The organism is uncultured Planktomarina sp. (assembly GCA_943788425.1).
GTDB lineage: Bacteria > Pseudomonadota > Alphaproteobacteria > Rhodobacterales > Rhodobacteraceae > Planktomarina.
The window spans coordinates 359,618-375,672 of the sequence record CALSQF010000004.1 but is presented as its reverse complement, the minus strand read 5'-3'; the positions used below and the strand labels follow the sequence as shown (position 1 = coordinate 375,672).

At 55.1% G+C, this 16,055-nt stretch carries 13 protein-coding genes and 1 pseudogene; 2 read left to right on the top strand and 12 right to left on the bottom strand.

Going from position 1 to position 16,055, the window contains the following annotated elements:
* Positions 1–47: 47 nt before the first annotated feature.
* From lpxC to ABLW18_RS05050, 9 genes are all read right to left on the bottom strand, one after another.
* Positions 48–968 (bottom strand): UDP-3-O-acyl-N-acetylglucosamine deacetylase, encoded by a 921-nt coding sequence (gene lpxC / locus ABLW18_RS05090; RefSeq protein ID WP_347823763.1) that lies wholly within the window; start codon positions 966–968, stop codon positions 48–50.
* A gap of 211 nt (positions 969–1,179) precedes the next feature.
* Positions 1,180–2,706 carry a cell division protein FtsZ gene (ftsZ, locus tag ABLW18_RS05085; RefSeq protein ID WP_347823762.1) on the bottom strand — a complete coding sequence of 509 codons (1,527 nt, stop codon included), beginning with the start codon at positions 2,704–2,706 and terminating at the stop codon, positions 1,180–1,182.
* Between the two features lie 163 nt (positions 2,707–2,869).
* A complete protein-coding gene (gene ftsA, locus ABLW18_RS05080) occupies positions 2,870–4,204 on the bottom strand; it encodes a cell division protein FtsA (RefSeq protein ID WP_347823761.1) in 1,335 nt (444 codons plus the stop codon).
* Entirely contained in the window at positions 4,201–5,121 is a 921-nt protein-coding gene (locus ABLW18_RS05075; RefSeq protein ID WP_347823760.1) for a cell division protein FtsQ/DivIB, read from the bottom strand. The genes ftsA and ABLW18_RS05075 overlap by 4 nt, the downstream gene beginning before the upstream one ends.
* A complete protein-coding gene (locus tag ABLW18_RS05070) occupies positions 5,109–6,023 on the bottom strand; it encodes a D-alanine--D-alanine ligase (protein WP_347823759.1) in 915 nt (304 codons plus the stop codon). Before ABLW18_RS05070 ends, ABLW18_RS05075 begins: the two co-directional genes overlap by 13 nt.
* Positions 6,024–6,089: 66 nt before the next feature.
* A complete protein-coding gene (gene murB, locus ABLW18_RS05065; RefSeq protein WP_347823758.1) occupies positions 6,090–7,016 on the bottom strand; it encodes a UDP-N-acetylmuramate dehydrogenase in 927 nt (308 codons plus the stop codon).
* A gap of 126 nt (positions 7,017–7,142) precedes the next feature.
* A complete protein-coding gene (gene murC, locus ABLW18_RS05060; RefSeq protein ID WP_347823757.1) occupies positions 7,143–8,525 on the bottom strand; it encodes a UDP-N-acetylmuramate--L-alanine ligase in 1,383 nt (460 codons plus the stop codon).
* On the bottom strand, positions 8,525–9,619 hold the full coding sequence (gene murG / locus ABLW18_RS05055; protein WP_347823756.1) for an undecaprenyldiphospho-muramoylpentapeptide beta-N-acetylglucosaminyltransferase: 1,095 nt from the start codon (positions 9,617–9,619) through the stop codon (positions 8,525–8,527). The genes murC and murG overlap by 1 nt, the downstream gene beginning before the upstream one ends.
* Before the next feature lies 1 nt (position 9,620).
* A complete protein-coding gene (locus ABLW18_RS05050) occupies positions 9,621–10,781 on the bottom strand; it encodes a putative peptidoglycan glycosyltransferase FtsW (RefSeq protein WP_347823826.1) in 1,161 nt (386 codons plus the stop codon).
* Between the two features lie 120 nt (positions 10,782–10,901).
* Between ABLW18_RS05050 and ABLW18_RS05045 the strand changes: the two genes are divergently transcribed.
* Complete coding sequence (locus ABLW18_RS05045) at positions 10,902–12,092, top strand: NAD(P)/FAD-dependent oxidoreductase (RefSeq protein WP_347823755.1); 1,191 nt, start codon at positions 10,902–10,904, stop codon at positions 12,090–12,092.
* Between the two features lie 40 nt (positions 12,093–12,132).
* On the opposite strand, the gene ABLW18_RS05040 is transcribed toward ABLW18_RS05045, so the two are convergent.
* A complete protein-coding gene (locus tag ABLW18_RS05040; RefSeq protein WP_347823754.1) occupies positions 12,133–12,669 on the bottom strand; it encodes a hypothetical protein in 537 nt (178 codons plus the stop codon).
* Between the two features lie 247 nt (positions 12,670–12,916).
* Between ABLW18_RS05040 and ABLW18_RS05035 the strand changes: the two are divergent.
* Positions 12,917–13,906 (top strand): annotated as a pseudogene (locus tag ABLW18_RS05035) (alpha-1,2-fucosyltransferase).
* 16 nt (positions 13,907–13,922) lie between these two features.
* Here ABLW18_RS05035 and ABLW18_RS05030 read toward each other — a convergent pair.
* Together ABLW18_RS05030 and murD are read right to left on the bottom strand one after the other, a co-directional pair.
* Entirely contained in the window at positions 13,923–14,480 is a 558-nt protein-coding gene (locus tag ABLW18_RS05030; protein WP_347823825.1) for a glycosyltransferase, read from the bottom strand.
* A 151-nt stretch (positions 14,481–14,631) separates the two neighbouring features.
* A complete protein-coding gene (gene murD, locus ABLW18_RS05025; protein WP_347823753.1) occupies positions 14,632–16,029 on the bottom strand; it encodes a UDP-N-acetylmuramoyl-L-alanine--D-glutamate ligase in 1,398 nt (465 codons plus the stop codon).
* Between the last annotated feature and the right edge of the window lie 26 nt (positions 16,030–16,055).

Genomic DNA, 16,055 nt, shown 5'->3' with positions numbered 1-16,055 from the left:
TTTGTGGCAAAATGAAAGAGTGAAATTTTTTTACCGTAAGCGCGCCACTATGCGCAATTTTGCGCGTCTTCTTGGACCAATCCCGCACCTGGCAGGCGCTCGGACATATGAGCATCACAATCCATCCAGCGAAACGCACCCGTTTGAGCAAAGAGCTTGCGCAGCAGTTTGTTGGTCAGCGTATGACCGGCGCGCCGCCCGACATAGCGGCCAATAATCGGGCCGCCTGCAAGCGCAAGATCACCCATAGCATCCAACATTTTATGACGCACCGGTTCATCCGGGTGACGCATGCCGCCTGGGCTTAGAACATCGGCACCCTCAATGACAACCGCATTCATCAATGTGCCACCAAGGGCCAAACCATTGGAGCGCATCACCTGCACATCAGAATTTCTGCAAAAAGTTCGGCTGTCGCAGAGCTCATGCACAAAACTTCCATTGGCGAGATTGAGCGTTTTAGATTGCTGACCAATCGCCGCGTCTGGAAAGTCGATTGAGAAATCCATCTCAATGCCGCCAAAGGGCATTAAAGCCGCAAAGGCGCCGTTTTCCTGAACTTCAACCGCTTGTAAAATTTCCAGCACCTGGACGGGTGCGGCTTGCTCAATCACGCCGGCTTTCAAAAACCCCCGAACAAACTCCAATGCGGAGCCGTCCATAATCGGCACCTCAGGCCCATCGAGTTCAAGAACAGCATTATTAATCCCGCAGCCCGCAATGGCAGCCATGACATGCTCAACCGTCGATACGCCCACACCATCAGAATTGACCAGGCGTGTGCAAAGCGCTGTATGCACCGCGCATTGCCAATTGGCGGAAATGAATCGGTCTGTGTCAGAGATATCTGTGCGCCGAAACCAAATGCCCGTTTGCGCGGCCGCTGGCCGAACACGCAGCGTCACATCACGCCCGCAATGCAGACCAACGCCCGTGAACACCACGTCTGATTTCAGTGTATTTTGCAAAAAGACCTCAAAGTTTCCAGAAGTTTGCTGCTGCATCGCTAGTTTGTGTGCCCGTTCGACGCAACTCACAGTTTGCAACCATTTGAAACATTCTCAAAAAGCGATCAGCAAGCAAACGCGTTCTTTAAAGCCGAAACAAATAACGTATTAATTTAAAGTATTAAAAAGGCGCTATCTCGCGCCTTCTCTACAGTTCATGAGGATCTTTGGATCAATTGGCCTGTCGGCGTAAAAACGCCGGTATCTCAATTCTGTCATCCGCTTCGTTCCCGGTCTCATCAGCTTCAAAGCTCTGTTGGTTCAGCGAGGGCGCAGAGGCGCGGGGCTCTGAAGCAGCTGAATCGCCCTGCCCTGTCATCTTATTTATCAATGAGTTAATACCAAATTTACCCTTAGCAGGCGCGTCGGGCTCCCCAAAGGGACGGGACATCCGCGGTACAGTCGTCTCTGGCACGCGCTCGACAGCCGCGCGCAACCGAGCCATTGCTTCCGGTGTTGGCGTTCCAGGCGCAACCGGAGTAGAAGCCACCGGGGCCGCTGGCTCAGGCATAACAATTTGCTCGGGCTCTTCCATTTGCGGCTGATAGGCAGGTGCGGGAATATCATCTTCGGCTACAGCTGTCGCAGCAACGCTCGGCTCTTCGGCCTCCGTATCAAATGGGAACTCAAGCGCAACAGGCTGCTGCTCTGCCATTTGATCAACTTCTGGTGCCGCGGCTTCCGTCTGTGCCGCTGCACGGCGCGTCGGCATTGCAGAGGCATGGTTGGATTGCTCCGCATCAATGCCCGTAGCAACCACAGACACGCGCATGACCCCTTCCAAAGTCGTGTCCAAAGTGGAACCGACAATAATATTCGCGTCGGGATCGACCTCTTCGCGAATGCGATTGGCGGCTTCGTCCAACTCAAACAGGGTCAAATCAGCACCACCAGTGATATTAATCAAGACTCCTTTGGCGCCACGCAGGCTAATCTCATCCAGTAAAGGATTAGAGACCGCTTTATCCGCCGCTTCAACAGCGCGGTTTTCTCCATCGGCCTCGCCTGTTCCCATCATCGCCTTGCCCATTTCGTCCATAACGGCGCGCACATCGGCAAAATCAAGGTTAATCAGGCCCGGACGGACCATCAGGTCTGTCACACCTTTAACGCCCTGATAAAGAACATCATCTGCCATACTGAAGGCATCCGTAAATGTGGTACTTTCATTGGCCAGGCGGAACAGATTTTGGTTTGGAATAATAATCAGCGTGTCAACAACCTTTTGCAAGGATTCAACACCCTCTTCGGCCTGACGCATGCGCTTGCTACCCTCGAACTGGAAGGGTTTGGTCACAACACCTACCGTCAACACGCCAAGCTCGCGTGCCGCTTGCGCAATGATCGGCGCCGCCCCCGTGCCTGTGCCACCGCCCATGCCAGCGGTGATAAAGCACATATGCGCGCCGGCAAGTTGGTCAACAATTTGTTCAATGCTTTCTTCAGCAGCCGCAGCCCCAATGGTGGCTTTCGCCCCGGCACCAAGACCTTCCGTAACTTTCAGGCCCATTTGGATTTTCACTGGAGCTTTTGACTGCTGCAAAGCTTGCGCGTCAGTATTTGCAACCACAAATTCCACGCCCTCAAGCTCTTTTTCAATCATATTATCAACAGCATTACCGCCGGCACCACCAACACCGAAGACCGTGATACGGGGTTTCAGGTCATCTTGCTCGGGCATGGTTAAGTTTAGAGCCATTATTTTATCCACCTGCTTTGTCCGCACTGCTCTGCGGCATACCAATTTGCAACCAACGTAACACCAGTTTTGACTCGCGTCACGAAAAAAGTCTCTATTTTTACAAAATATAGCATAGAAAACGCCGATTTACGCTAAATTTTGCTATTGACCATAGGGCCTTTTACCAATTGTCGCGAAACCAACGCAGGGCGCGACGCAGCGGACGACCGACAAATTGGGGTTGTGGCACTTCAAAGTCCCACCATTCATCTTGCGGATGTGCCGCATTGACCGCCAAGCCCACCACACCAGAGAAGGCCGGTCCAGTGGCCGCTTGCGGCAGACCCTGCACCCGAATGGGGCGACCGAGGCGAACGTTTTGGCCCAAAATGCGCGCCGCCAGACCATCGAGCCCAGGGAGCTGACTGGCCCCGCCGGTCAAAACGATTTGTTTCCCGGGCAGATTGTCAAAGCCTGCCGCATCAAGCCGGTCGCGTACATCTTCAAGAATTTCCTCAATTCTCGGGCGGATAATTCCGATCAGTTCCGACCGGCTCACCTGGCGGCGATCATGTTCCCAATCGCCGCTATTGCCGCCGGTTTCAATCATCTCGCGGTCATCCAACTCCATGGCCATTGCCCCGCCGTGAAGGGTTTTGAGCCGCTCGGCCGACGCCGTTGGAATTTGAAGACCCATGGAGATGTCGCTGGTGACATGATCCCCACCCATCCGCACGCTGTCCGCATAAATCAGGTGTTTTTTGAAGAAAACAGAAATGCCCGTCGCCCCGCCACCCATATCAATACAGGCCGCACCAAGCTCTTGCTCATCCTCAACCAAAGCCGCATGGGCCGAGACATAGGCCGAGGAGGCCACGCCCGCCAGCTCAACATCACAGCGTTTCACGCAATGGTTTAGGTTTTGTATGGCACGCTCCTCTACAGTCAAAATATGCAGATCAGCAGAAAGATTTTGCCCGACATGACCACGTGGATCGGTCATCCAAGCACGATCATCCAGTGTGAAATTAATCGGCTGCGCATGCATCACAGCTCGGCTTTCGCCAAAATCAGGCAGATCGCAGGCCGCCAACACGCGGCCAATATCCTGTGAACGCACTGCGTCATCGACAATGGAAACCTCGCCAAATACCCCATAGCTGCGGGGCGCACCGCCGGAAAAACAGCCGATCACGTGGTCCACCCGCACCAAGGCCATTTTCTGGGCGGCCTGCAGCGCAGTCCGTATGGCGCGTTCGGTCTCTGCCATCGACTCAATTTCACCAAAGCGCATGCCCCGCGATTTTGTGGTGGCCGCGCCAATCACCCGAAAGCTCGTTTGTCCGGCCATAGAGCCAATGACCTCACCAGATGAAATCTCGCTTGGCCCATCAAACCGCAAAATCAGGCAGGCCACTTTTGAGCTTCCGACATCCATCACTGCGATCACCCCGCGTTGAATAGCGGTGGCTCGCAAGGCGCGCATCGCCCGTTGGGCTTGATAAAAATCATTCATTTGGCAAACTCCGAAAATGTCACGCCCTTCACCTGTTTCAACCCGGCCAAAGCTTGCGGGCGCAGACGCAGAGTGGGACGGCGTGGATTGCGAAAATCCATCATTAAGATATCACGCTCAAACAAATCTTGCGCCGCGCTCAGAACGAGAACTTGCGCCAAAACAGGATCCGGATTGACCTCTGGCAGGGCAATCGTTTGCCCATCGAGCAGCGCTACATCCCAGCGCCGCTCGCCAATCCGTACCAAACCGCGCAACCTGTCGACGACCGGCGCGGCGGTCTGTAGCAAAGCGCGCGCCTCTGGCAAAGCCTCCAAAGCCCCCTCTCCCGCAATCAAGGGCAGATGAGGAAAATCAATACGCCGCTTAACCCGGCGCAATAGCTCACCGCCACTAGAGACCAGTTGCAGCCCTTCGACTGTGCGCCAAATGAACTCTGGTGCGATTTCGCTGACCTGCACTGAAAGTAAACCACCGGGTGATGCAATCACCGCTGCATGCGCCACGGAAGGGATGTCCATGACCCAGCGGCGCATGGCCTCGTGATCCAATTCAAACGCACTGATAGGGAAGAGATCGCCAAATTCCGCCCGGATTTCCTGCGCCAACAGCGGCGATGCCCCCTCAATGGTCAAGGTTTGCAATTGATGAACCGGCTGGTTTTGCACATTGACCTGTGCCTCTTGTACCAAACCGCGCATATAAGCCCGGTTTTCATCTTGGGATAAAAACATCCAAACCAAACCCAAAATTGAACAGGCCGGCAGGCCCACCCGGACAAATGCGCGAAAAATTGGCGTGAGCCAAAGGCGCTGCAACCGATAGCACAGAACAGACGGCGCAGGGTCACTCGCAACAATGCGATCCTCGCCACGTTTTGGCGCAATCAGTGGAGCTGGCGCACTCAACGGTTGCATGAGGCATCCTCCACTAAAAATTTGCACAGGTCGGGAAAAGAAATACCCACCGCCTCGGCCTGTTCCGGTGAGAGCGAGGTGGGTGTCATCCCCGGTTGGGTATTGGTTTCCAGCAGGATCAAACCATCCAACCCTCGACCCTCGTCCCAACGAAAATCGGTACGCGAAATCCCGCGGCAGCCCAATACCTCATGCGCTTTGAGCGCATAGTCGAGACAGGCGAAAAAAATATCTTGAGGCAAATTGGCCGGCACGACATGCTGTGACCCGCCTTCAACATATTTCGCCTCATAATCATACCAGCGATCGGTCAAAATATCCGTGACCGTCAAGGCGCGACCGCCGACTACGGTTGTGGTCAGCTCGCGGCCCGGCGCAAAGGTCTCTACCATGACGATATCGGGCATATCGTCCGACATGGGCGGCGGCGAGGACGCGCCCACCTCTACCAAATAAACTCCGACAGAGGATCCTTCATTATTCGGTTTGATGACATAGGGCGGCGCTATGGGGTGTGTCTCATCCAAATTTGTCCGCGCAATCAATAAGCTCTCGACGACAGGCAGCCCCTTGGCGCGAAATACCTCTTTAGTTTTTTCTTTATCCATTGCAAGCGCTGAACTCAGCACGCCTGAATGCGTATAGGGAATTCGCATCCACTCCAGCAAACCCTGGACACAGCCATCTTCGCCCCAGCGACCATGCAAAGCATTGAATACCACATCCGGTTGCACCCGCTGCAACTCTGCAGCGAGATCCGCGCCTGCATCAATCTGAGCAACCCGATAGCCCGCCTGCCGCAAGGCGGAGGCACATTCTTGACCTGTCGACATGGAGACAGCGCGCTCTGCGCCTAGCCCACCCATCAAAACGGCCACAGTTTCGGGAGCCCTGCTCGACATACCCACTGTTCTCACTCAATATTTCGCCCTCTTCAGGGGCTTTTGTTGCCGCGATTTAAATCGCGTCTAGTCATCCTTGGGGTTTCCGACCCTCATTACTTCCCACTCTAACGTCAAACCACTCTGATCGTAAACCTTTTTTCGCACCAATTCCCCCAAAGCCTCGAGATCCATGGCGGTGGCCGCACCTGTGTTAATTAGGAAGTTCGGGTGTTTAAGTGACATTTGCGCCCCACCAAGCTCAAGCCCCCGGCATCCGGCCTCGTCAATCAAGCTCCAGGCCTTCAGATCATGGGTGTCATCGGCCTGGCCTGTCGAACTGAAGCCGGCTGGATTGCGAAAGGTGCTACCCGCGGTCCGCTCCTTGGTCGGCTGTGTCTCATCGCGCTTGGCCAGTTGGTCCGCCATCTTTTGATGCAGCCTCTCCGGCGCATCCCGCCCCAAAGCCCGCAGGGTGATATCAGTGACAACAACATCTTGCGGCAAATCACTGCTGCGGTAGGAAAATCCGAGGGTTTTCGCATCAAAGGATACCGCATGACCCGCCCGGTCATAACCGCTTGCGCAGACGAAAGCATCGGCGACATATGCGCCATAGCAGCCTGCGTTCATCTTGAGCGCGCCGCCCATTGTTCCCGGGATGGTGCGCAGAAAGCTCAGATCAAGACCGGCCTCTGCCGCTTTGCGCGCAACATGGCTGTCCAAGGCAGCGGCCCCGCAATGGATCATGTCATCGTCCGTTTCAATGGTGTTAAAGCCGCGGCCCAGACGGATCACCACCGCCCGCAACCCACCGTCCCGCACGATCAGGTTTGACCCAACGCCCATCGGAAAAATCGCGATTTCTTGTGGCAGTTGAGCCAAAAACTCGGCTAAGTCCCGCCGATCAGCCGGTTGGAACACTGCATCTGCTGCGCCCCCCACGCGTAACCATGTGAGATCTGCCAAAGAGCGGTTCAGCGTCAGGCGCCCGCGGGGAGTTGGAATAGACATCAGCTGCGCCTCAAGAATTCTGTTTCTTTAGACCGGATCATGGCCGCCAAGTCAAAGCCCTAAGCAGATCTCTTCGCCTTGGTTTGGTGGGGTTCTTGATGCCAACAACCTAGCGCGTACTCAAGCTCACTTTGCCAACCCATGCGCCCAAGCAGAAATCGAACCGGCACCAAGGCAAATCAACATATCGCCCGGTCTGCACTGCTCAGTGAGAAAGGCGGCAAGTGCGGCCTCATCAGCCACCGCCAGCGCGTTGCGATGCCCATGATTGGTCAGCCCGGCCACAAGGCTGTCACGATCAGCCCCTTCAATGGGCGCCTCGCCTGCCGCAAAAATATCCATAATTCCAACCACATCTGCATCATTAAAACAGGTGCAAAACTCTTCAAATAAGTCGTTCAGCCGCGAATAGCGATGCGGTTGATGCACGGCCATGATCCGGCCCGAATGTGATTGACGTGCCGCTTTGAGAGCAGCGGCAATTTCCACCGGATGATGAGCATAGTCATCAATCATTGTAACCCCGTCAATTTCAGCCACCCGCGTGAAGCGGCGATTGACGCCCTTAAAATTCTTCAAACCCTCGCGGATCGCCTCCGCGCTCATACCTAAATGCAGCGCCACGGCCACTGCTGCCAGAGCATTTGAGACATTGTGATCACCCGGCATGGGCAGGGTGCAATCGGTGATTACTCGACCATCGCGCAGCGCCACGTCAAAATAGGCCGCACCCTGGGCATAGGACAGATTGACAGCCCGCACATCGGCTTGGGTGTTGAACCCATAGGTCAAAACCCGGCGATCCGTAATTCGTCCGACCAAAGCCTGCACTTCGGGGTGATCTGTGTTGCAGACCGCCAAACCGTAAAATGGGATATTATGCACAAATTCGAAAAATCCCTGGCGCAGATTTTCGAAACTGCCCCAATGTTCCATATGCTCGGGATCCACATTGGTGACCACGGCAATGGTTGCTGGCAGGCGATTGAATGTGCCATCACTCTCATCGGCCTCGACAACCATCCATTCTCCCTGGCCCGTGCGGGCATTGGATTCAAAAGCATGGATGACACCACCGTTCACAACCGTCGGATCAAATCCGCCCGCATGCAGCAGAGTTGAGACCATCGTCGTGGTGGTGGTCTTGCCATGGGTGCCAGCGACAGCCACATTCGACTTGAGCCGCATCAATTCGGCCAGCATTTCGGCCCGCCGCACCACTGGCAGACCGGCCTTACGCGCCTCATCCAGTTCAGGATTGCCCGGTTTAATGGCTGTAGAAACAACAATCACCTCAGCACCCACCAAATTCTCCGACCGTTGCCCCAAAAATACCGTGGCGCCCAAACGCTCAAGCCGCCGGGTGATGTCAGAGGCTTTCAAGTCAGATCCCTGCACCCGATAGCCCTGATCCAAGAGAACCTCCGCTATGCCAGACATGCCAATGCCGCCGATCCCGACAAAATGGATCGCGCCGATGTCTCCAGGCAGTTTGGTTACTTTGTTCATCACGTCGCTACCGCCAAGGCCTCGATCATATCGGCAAGGGTTTTTGTTGCTTCAGGCTTGGCGCAGCTCAGCGCCGCCTCGGCCATAGATTGGGCTTGAGGGCCATTGGTTAATATATCTTGAATTTCACGGGCCAAAGCCTCGGGCGTAAAGGCCTCTTCGGTCAACAGCCGCGCGGCACCCGCCTCGACCAATGCGCGGGCATTTGCGGTTTGCTCATCACGGATGGCCGCCGCCAAGGGCACCAAAACCGATGGGCGGCCAATGACCGAGATATCCGCCAAAGAGGAGGCGCCGGAGCGGCTAATCACCAGCTGCGCCTCACTCATGCGCACGGGAATATCATCGAAAAACGGCCGGACATCGGCGCGCAGACCCATATCTTCATAGGCCGCTTGCACCCGCGCGCGATCCTCTTCGCGGGCCTGCTGCGCAATGCTCAGATTTTTGAGCAAGCTCTTGGGCAATAAGGCAATAGCCGCAGGGACCACATCGGACAAGATACGCGCGCCTTGCGAGCCCCCGATAATCAGAAGGCTCATGGAATGATCGCCAGGTGCGCTATAGCCCGCAGCATGGCGCGCCAAGACCTCCGCGCGCACCGGATTGCCCACATGATGGCCGGTAAGCCCCGCAGGCAATTCAGTTGGCCATGTACCGCAGGCGATTTGATTGACCCTTGGCGCAAACAATTGATTGACGCGCCCCAAGACCCCATTTTGCTCATGCAACACACAGGGCACACCCAGCGAAGTTGCAGCTCCCATGGCCGGTATGGCCGGATAACCGCCGAAGCCCACCACAACCTTTGGCCGATCCCGGCGCATTTTTCGCCGCGCAGCTGTGATGCCAAGGGCTATGCGGATCGGCACGAGTATTTTGGCAACCAACCCACCCTTGGCGAAAGTGGCGCTGGAAACCTGTTCTATTGCAACCTCGGGGGAAAACCCGCCCGTATAGCGTGCACCGCGCGCATCAGTCGATAGAACCACCCGCCACCCGCGCGCCAACATGACCTCTGCCACGGCCTGCGCCGGGAACATATGCCCGCCAGTACCACCGGCCGCGAGAACCAAAAGGGGAGATTGTGTCATATCAATATCCACGCAAAACAGCGCTCAAAGCCCCTTGGGGACGACTGCGCGTAAAGGCCAGGATCATGCCCAGGGCAACGCCGCCAGCGATCAAGGAAGATCCACCGTAGCTGACGAAAGGCAAAGTCATGCCCTTAGCCGGCAGTAAACGCACCGCGACCCCCATGTTAATCATCGCTTGCACCCCAAACATCGACACCAAACCGGTCCCAGCGAGACGCACAAAAAGGTTCCGCTCTTGCACCAAACGGGCCAGCGTGCGCAGAACGATCACGGCAAATAGCCCCAAAATGACCAAGACCATCAGCACGCCATATTCCTCAGCTGCCACAGCAATGATGAAATCCGTATGGGCATCGGGTAAGGACCATTTCACCGAACCTTCACCGGTGCCGACACCAAATAATCCGCCTTCTTGGATGGCATTGGCCGCATAGCCAAGCTGGGTATTTGGATCCACATCAGCGGCCATATAGCCGTCAATGCGTCGTGCGAAATGCTCGCTGAAATTATAAGCCACAAAACCGGCCAAAACAGTTGCTGCGGCCATGGACAGAATGAACAAAAGTGGCGCTCCGGCGCAGAAATACATAACGCCCCAAGCAAAGAGGATCAAACTGGCCTGACCAAAATCAGGTTGCAGCGCCAAAAACCCGGCAATCACCACCGCCGCGGCGAAAGACATCATCCGCCCAGGAGGTCCGCCAGGCTCGAAGGAGGCTGAGATCAGCCAAGCTGAAAACACCACAAAGACCGGCTTGATAAATTCAGAAGGCTGCACGGAGGCGAACCCAAAAGAATACCAACGCGTCGCGCCCTTCCCAAAATCTGTTCCAAATATCGGCAATAAGATCAGCGCCAAAAGCGCAAAGCCAAAGCCCACCGTGCCCCAGCGCCGCACCGTATCGGGCGACATCATGGATGTGATGGTCATGGCAACAAGGGCCAAACCCCCAAAGACCGCTTGCCGGTGCACATAATGAAACGCTTCAAGATTGTTGCGCTCTGCCAATGGGGGCGAGGCTGCGAGTGCTAATATCAAACCAAAAATAAACAAAAACAGAACGCTCGCCATCGTCCAACGGTCCACGGTTCGCCACCACCGCGGCAAAATTGGATCGCGCACTTCAACGGGCAAAGGCCCATGTACCATCTCTGTCATCGTAAAACCGCCTGTACTGCGCCCCATTTTTGAGGTCTCCTTCAACAATAGCCGGAGTTTGCGCATTTTTCCAGTACCAATTGCCTTGCCATTCGCCCCGCAACAGGCAAGTCATCGCCTATGGACTATGACACACTCATTATCGGCGCTGGAGCGGCTGGGTTAATCTGCGCCGCCCAAGCGCCTGGCAAATGCTTGGTGATTGATCACGCAAAGGCCGCGGGCGAGAAAATTCGCATCAGCGGCGGTGGTCGGTGTAACTTCACCAACATATATGCCTCTGCCGAAAACTATATCAGCGGCAATCCGCATTTCGCCAAATCCGCACTGGCCCGATACACGCAATGGGATTTCATTGATTGGGTGGCCCGCAGCGGCATTGCCTATCACGAAAAAACACTTGGACAATTGTTTTGCGACACCTCTGCCAAAGAGATTGTCGCCATGCTTCTCAAAGGCGTGGCTGAGGCAGGTGGACAGGTCGAGCTCAACACCTCTGTGCAATCGGTCAGTGCGATTGAAACTGGCTATGCGATCCAGCTCAGCGGAGCGCAGGGGGCACGATCGGTCACAGCGCGTAATCTTGTGGTGGCTTGCGGCGGCAAGCCAATCCCGAAGATGGGGGCCACCGACTTTGCCCTCCGCCTGGCCCAGCAACTTGGCATTCCCGTGACGCAAACCTACGCGGGATTGGTGCCCTTCACCTTTTCCGGCGCGCAGCAGGAGGCGTTTAAGTCCATAAGTGGCGTCTCCGCTCCCGCGCTCTTGCAGACCAATGGCACCGCTTTTGAGGAAGCTGTATTGTTCACGCACCGCGGCCTGTCCGGGCCTGCGGCGCTGCAAGTGTCGAGCTATTGGGCGCCGGGCGACCTGATCACTCTGCGACTTTTGTCAGAAGAATGCCTGCGCCAAGCTGTGCGGGACGCCAAGGAAACCGAAGGGCGAAAATCACCCTCGAGCATCCTCGCACGCCTTCTGCCGGCTCGGCTCGTGCCCTTAGTGCTTCACGATCTCACATTGCCCGAACGTATTGCCGATCTCACCGCCGCGCAGCTGGACCAACTCACCGAACGCCTCACCCACTGGCAGCTCACCCCCGCAGGCACCGAGGGGTATCGTACGGCAGAAGTGATGGTTGGCGGGGTGGATACCGATGCGCTCTCCTCCAAAACGATGATGGCAAAAACTCAACCTGGTCTCTTTTTCATTGGCGAATGTGTGGATGTGACGGGCTGGCTTGGCGGGTATAACTTCCAATGGGCCTGGTCCTCTGGGTGGGTGGCAGGCCAGTCGATTAAGGCAGGGCTGTAGCCGTGGCCCGGCACTTATCGCCCAGTCTTATACGCCAGTATCATAAGCCATAATCTTGGTGGCTGTTTTCGATGTCTGAAAAAGATGGCCGCTGCCGGGCGAGACGCTCTTTGGTTAGGGCAAAAAACATTTGCTGCTGCAATCGCTTCCAAACCCGGTCAATCGCATAGTCAAACCCCGCCCCTCCGCGCGATAGGTTGTCCACGCTGAAGCGCACAGATTCCAATACCTCAGCAATTGCAGAGGCTTTTAAAATATAGCAACTCATCGTCTGCGTGTCAGAGGTGATCATCAGATTTTGAGAAATCGAAAATTCATTTTCAGCATTATAAGCCAAACACAGCACACTCAAATGCGAGTTATAATAAAATTCCTCAATAGCCGCGTCTATTGCTGCGCGATGGGCGATAAACTGGCAATCATCCTCGCAGATCATTACAAGCTGATCTTCTGAAATTGACGCCGATAAAAGCACAGCTTCATGAGATTTGGCGCAGCCCAGCGCGCCATTGGCATCTGCAATCGCCTCGAAGCGGGCAAACCGGGTAACGCCGAGCGCCTTAAATTCAGATTGCATTTCCGCGCGACGGTCCTCGCGATGGTTCAAGTTGATGTAGTGGATGTTACAGCGCTCAAGCCCGGATGGGCCTGGTGTTCGCGACCGGTGGCAGCTGCGATTTGTCTGCCCAATGTTGCGCAAGAAGTTTGTTCTGTGCCCTGCGACGAAAGCCATCGCGCAAATTTCTATACTTTTTTCCCAAGAATGGAGAAATCTCAATAATATTCCTTTTGCAGCCACCACAGCCACAGCCAATAAATAATTTTTGCAGCCCGACTATCTCAAAAGACGCATAGCCCCTAAAAAGGAGGCCGCGAGAGCACAGGCTGCATCGTGCAATTTCGCACTGGCCCAGAAAATATACGACTTGGAGAATGACCAAATGATTACGACCCATATCTTTGGAGACCTTGGGAATCAACTGTTTCAATACTGCTGCGGCGGGGCGCTCTCCTTGCGCCACAATGTGAAATTGCAGCTCCTATGGAGTGACCGAGAAAAGGAAAATACCACCACCCGCGCATTTGACCTTGGGCATTTCAACATTCGGTCGGAGATTATAATGTCACCCAAGCCTTTGCGCCTATTGGGGCTGCGCTCAGTCCAGAGTTTTCTGCAATATGGACCGGCGCGGGTATTTAGGGAATTTGCGCTCGGCTGTGATCCGCGTTTTGCATCCCTCGGCCCACATGCGCGGCTCAAAGGCTATTGGCAAAGCGAAAATTTTTTTAAAGCATTCGAAGATATGAGCCGAGAAGACCTAAATATCCTCACGCTGCCATGGGCGCAAAATCAATCACTTCTGGACCCGATCGCATCGCATAATGCGGTCTCGCTGCATGTGCGGCGCAGAGATTACGTCACCAACCCATTGGCAAATGCGCATCACGGGATCTGCGACTTGGGGTATTACAAGACGGCCATTGAATATATTGCGGGGAGAACGCAAGAAGCGCCGATCTTATATATTTTTTCAGATGATATCGCTTGGGCGAAACAAAATCTAAAGCCGCAATATGAAACCATTTTTGTCGACATCAACGATGAGGCCACAAATTATTAAGATCCGCGTCTCATGTCCAGCTGCCGACATCATATCATTGCCAACTCCTCTTTTTCTTGGTGGGGTGCCTGGTTGAATAGCCATGCAGAAAAGATCTTGGTTGCGCCAAAAACTGGTACGCTGATCCCGCCGCCCGAAATCCGGATATGCTCCCACACTCTTGGATCACCTTTGAATGACACCAGCGCGTAGTCACAGCGCACCACACTCAGGTTATTCCTTCATACCCATAGGTTGACGCCCAGAATTGGTCAGAAAAACAGGGGCCCGTGCCGGTATATTTCCAACCGGAATGATGACTTTTATAGAAAAAATGTGCCGGATATATGGTCAGATCATAGCGCGTGTCTTTGTGCACATCGTTAATCAATTGCGGCCCAACGGTTTTCCAAGCGCGTTTGTTGGTCACGCGCCATTTTTTAGACAGGCGTTTCACAAAGGCACCAAAAAGTTCATTGTCCGGCTCCGCGCCCATAGCCCCAGCCACGATCAGACCCGGACGAATATGTTCATGCTCCCAAGCGGCGAAAGCGGCCAGCTCAAGCAACCAATCTTCCAGCGGTCGCAGACACAGTGAATCCGCATCCAAATCAATGTCCCCTTCATTGAACAAAATTTCGTAGCGCATGATATCGGCCACTCCATTAAGTTCACGCGAATACATCGCGTCTATGTGTTTTTTGTTCACCCAAGAATACTCAGACAAAGCCGTGTTGCCCCAGATGACAATTTCATAATCTGGGTTCAACTTGGCCCAAGACTGGATGCAATTGTCCGGCCCTTAGCTTTCATCGCCAAACCATACAAAATGCAACTTTTTTGGTATTATAATATGTCCTTATAAATAAAATTTTATACGCGAAATAATTGTTCAGCCCTAACGCGCCAAACGTCGCCAAAAGGCACAGCGTGCAGGCCTAAGTCCCTTTGAGAGCTGCCACCTGTGCAATGAAATCTTCGCCGCGGGTTTCAAAACTGTCGTATTGGTCAAAGCTTGCCGCAGCCGGGGCCAAGAGGACCACCTCGCCGGGTTGGCTTTGTGCATAGGCGGCAGAGACGGCCGCCTGCATCGTCGTGCAAACCTCGCACTCCACATCAAGCTGCATCGCAAAAGCCTCCGCCTCGCGGCCAATTACATAGGCTTTCTGCACATGCCCCATGGCCGGTTGCAGAGCCGAGAGCCCTCCCTCTTTTTGCAACCCGCCACAGATCCAGCGGATCGTGTCAAATGCGCTCAGCGCTTTGAGCGCGGCGTCGACGTTGGTGGCCTTGCTGTCATTGACAAACCGCACGCCAGACAGCTCACCAATCACCTGGCTGCGATGTGGCAGGCCCGCAAAGCTGCGCAGCCCCTCTTCAATCACCCGCGGCGCGACATTCAAAGCGCGCAAAACCGCATAGGCAGCGCAAGCATTTTGGTGATTATGTGCCCCGGGAAGTCCAGGGATATCGCGCAGATCGATTGAGGCGATTTGCCGGCCCTTTCGGCTTTCCGCCAAAAATCCCTTGCGGGCTGTCACTTGCCAGGTGTTGCCTTTGGGTTTTTGTCCAGACAGGATGCGGATCACCCGATCATCATGGGTGTGATCGGAAAATTGCGTGGCCAAATACTGCCCCTCTGGCTCATCAACGCCGATGACCGCAACATCTGGACAGCCCTCCGAGAACAGGCGGCGTTTGGCGGCAAAATAGCCGCCGTAGCCGGCATGGCGGTCCAAGTGATCTGGAGAGAGGTTGGTAAAGACTGCGATATCAGGTGTTAGGCTACGGGCCAGTTCAAGCTGATAGGAGGACAGTTCCAGAACGATGACATCGCCATCCTCAGCCGGGTCAAGATCCAGCACCCCGCGGCCAATATTCCCCGCCAGCTGGCTGCGCCGCCCGGCCACCTCAAGCAAATGATGTATCAGGGCGCTGGTGGTGGATTTGCCATTTGAGCCGGTCACAGCAATCACCTTGGGCGCTAGGTCAAACCCGGTCCAAGATTGCGTCGCAAAGGAGCGAAAGAAGAGGCCAATGTCATTATCGAGAGGAATGCCAAGCTGCATCGCTCGGGCAATGGCCGGATGCGGCTTGGGATAGAGGTGCGCAATCCCCGGTGAGGTGATCAGCATATCCACCCCCTCAAGCCCGTCACGCAACGGATCACTGCACTGCAAGCCCGCCTCCTGCGCCCGCTTGCGCCCCGCCTCGCCGTCGTCCCAGCACAGCACATCTGCACCACCAGCCACCAAGGCCTGCGCGGCGACCAAGCCAGAGCGGCCCATTCCAAGTACAAAGACCCGGCGCCCATGCATTCCCTGAACTGCTATCATGCTCTGCTCTCCAATGGGCCCGCGGC

Coding starts and splice junctions, on each gene's coding strand:
- ftsZ (WP_347823762.1), bottom strand. CDS start 2,706: ATGGCTCTAAACTTAACCATGCCCGAGCAAGATGACCTGAAACCCCGT.
- ftsA (WP_347823761.1), bottom strand. CDS start 4,204: ATGAATGATTTTTATCAAGCCCAACGGGCGATGCGCGCCTTGCGAGCC.
- ABLW18_RS05075 (WP_347823760.1), bottom strand. CDS start 5,121: ATGCAACCGTTGAGTGCGCCAGCTCCACTGATTGCGCCAAAACGTGGC.
- ABLW18_RS05070 (WP_347823759.1), bottom strand. CDS start 6,023: ATGTCGAGCAGGGCTCCCGAAACTGTGGCCGTTTTGATGGGTGGGCTA.
- murB (WP_347823758.1), bottom strand. CDS start 7,016: ATGTCTATTCCAACTCCCCGCGGGCGCCTGACGCTGAACCGCTCTTTG.
- murC (WP_347823757.1), bottom strand. CDS start 8,525: ATGAACAAAGTAACCAAACTGCCTGGAGACATCGGCGCGATCCATTTT.
- murG (WP_347823756.1), bottom strand. CDS start 9,619: ATGACACAATCTCCCCTTTTGGTTCTCGCGGCCGGTGGTACTGGCGGG.
- ABLW18_RS05050 (WP_347823826.1), bottom strand. CDS start 10,781: ATGACAGAGATGGTACATGGGCCTTTGCCCGTTGAAGTGCGCGATCCA.
- ABLW18_RS05045 (WP_347823755.1), top strand. CDS start 10,902: ATGGACTATGACACACTCATTATCGGCGCTGGAGCGGCTGGGTTAATC.
- ABLW18_RS05040 (WP_347823754.1), bottom strand. CDS start 12,669: ATGCAATCTGAATTTAAGGCGCTCGGCGTTACCCGGTTTGCCCGCTTC.
- murD (WP_347823753.1), bottom strand. CDS start 16,029: ATGATAGCAGTTCAGGGAATGCATGGGCGCCGGGTCTTTGTACTTGGA.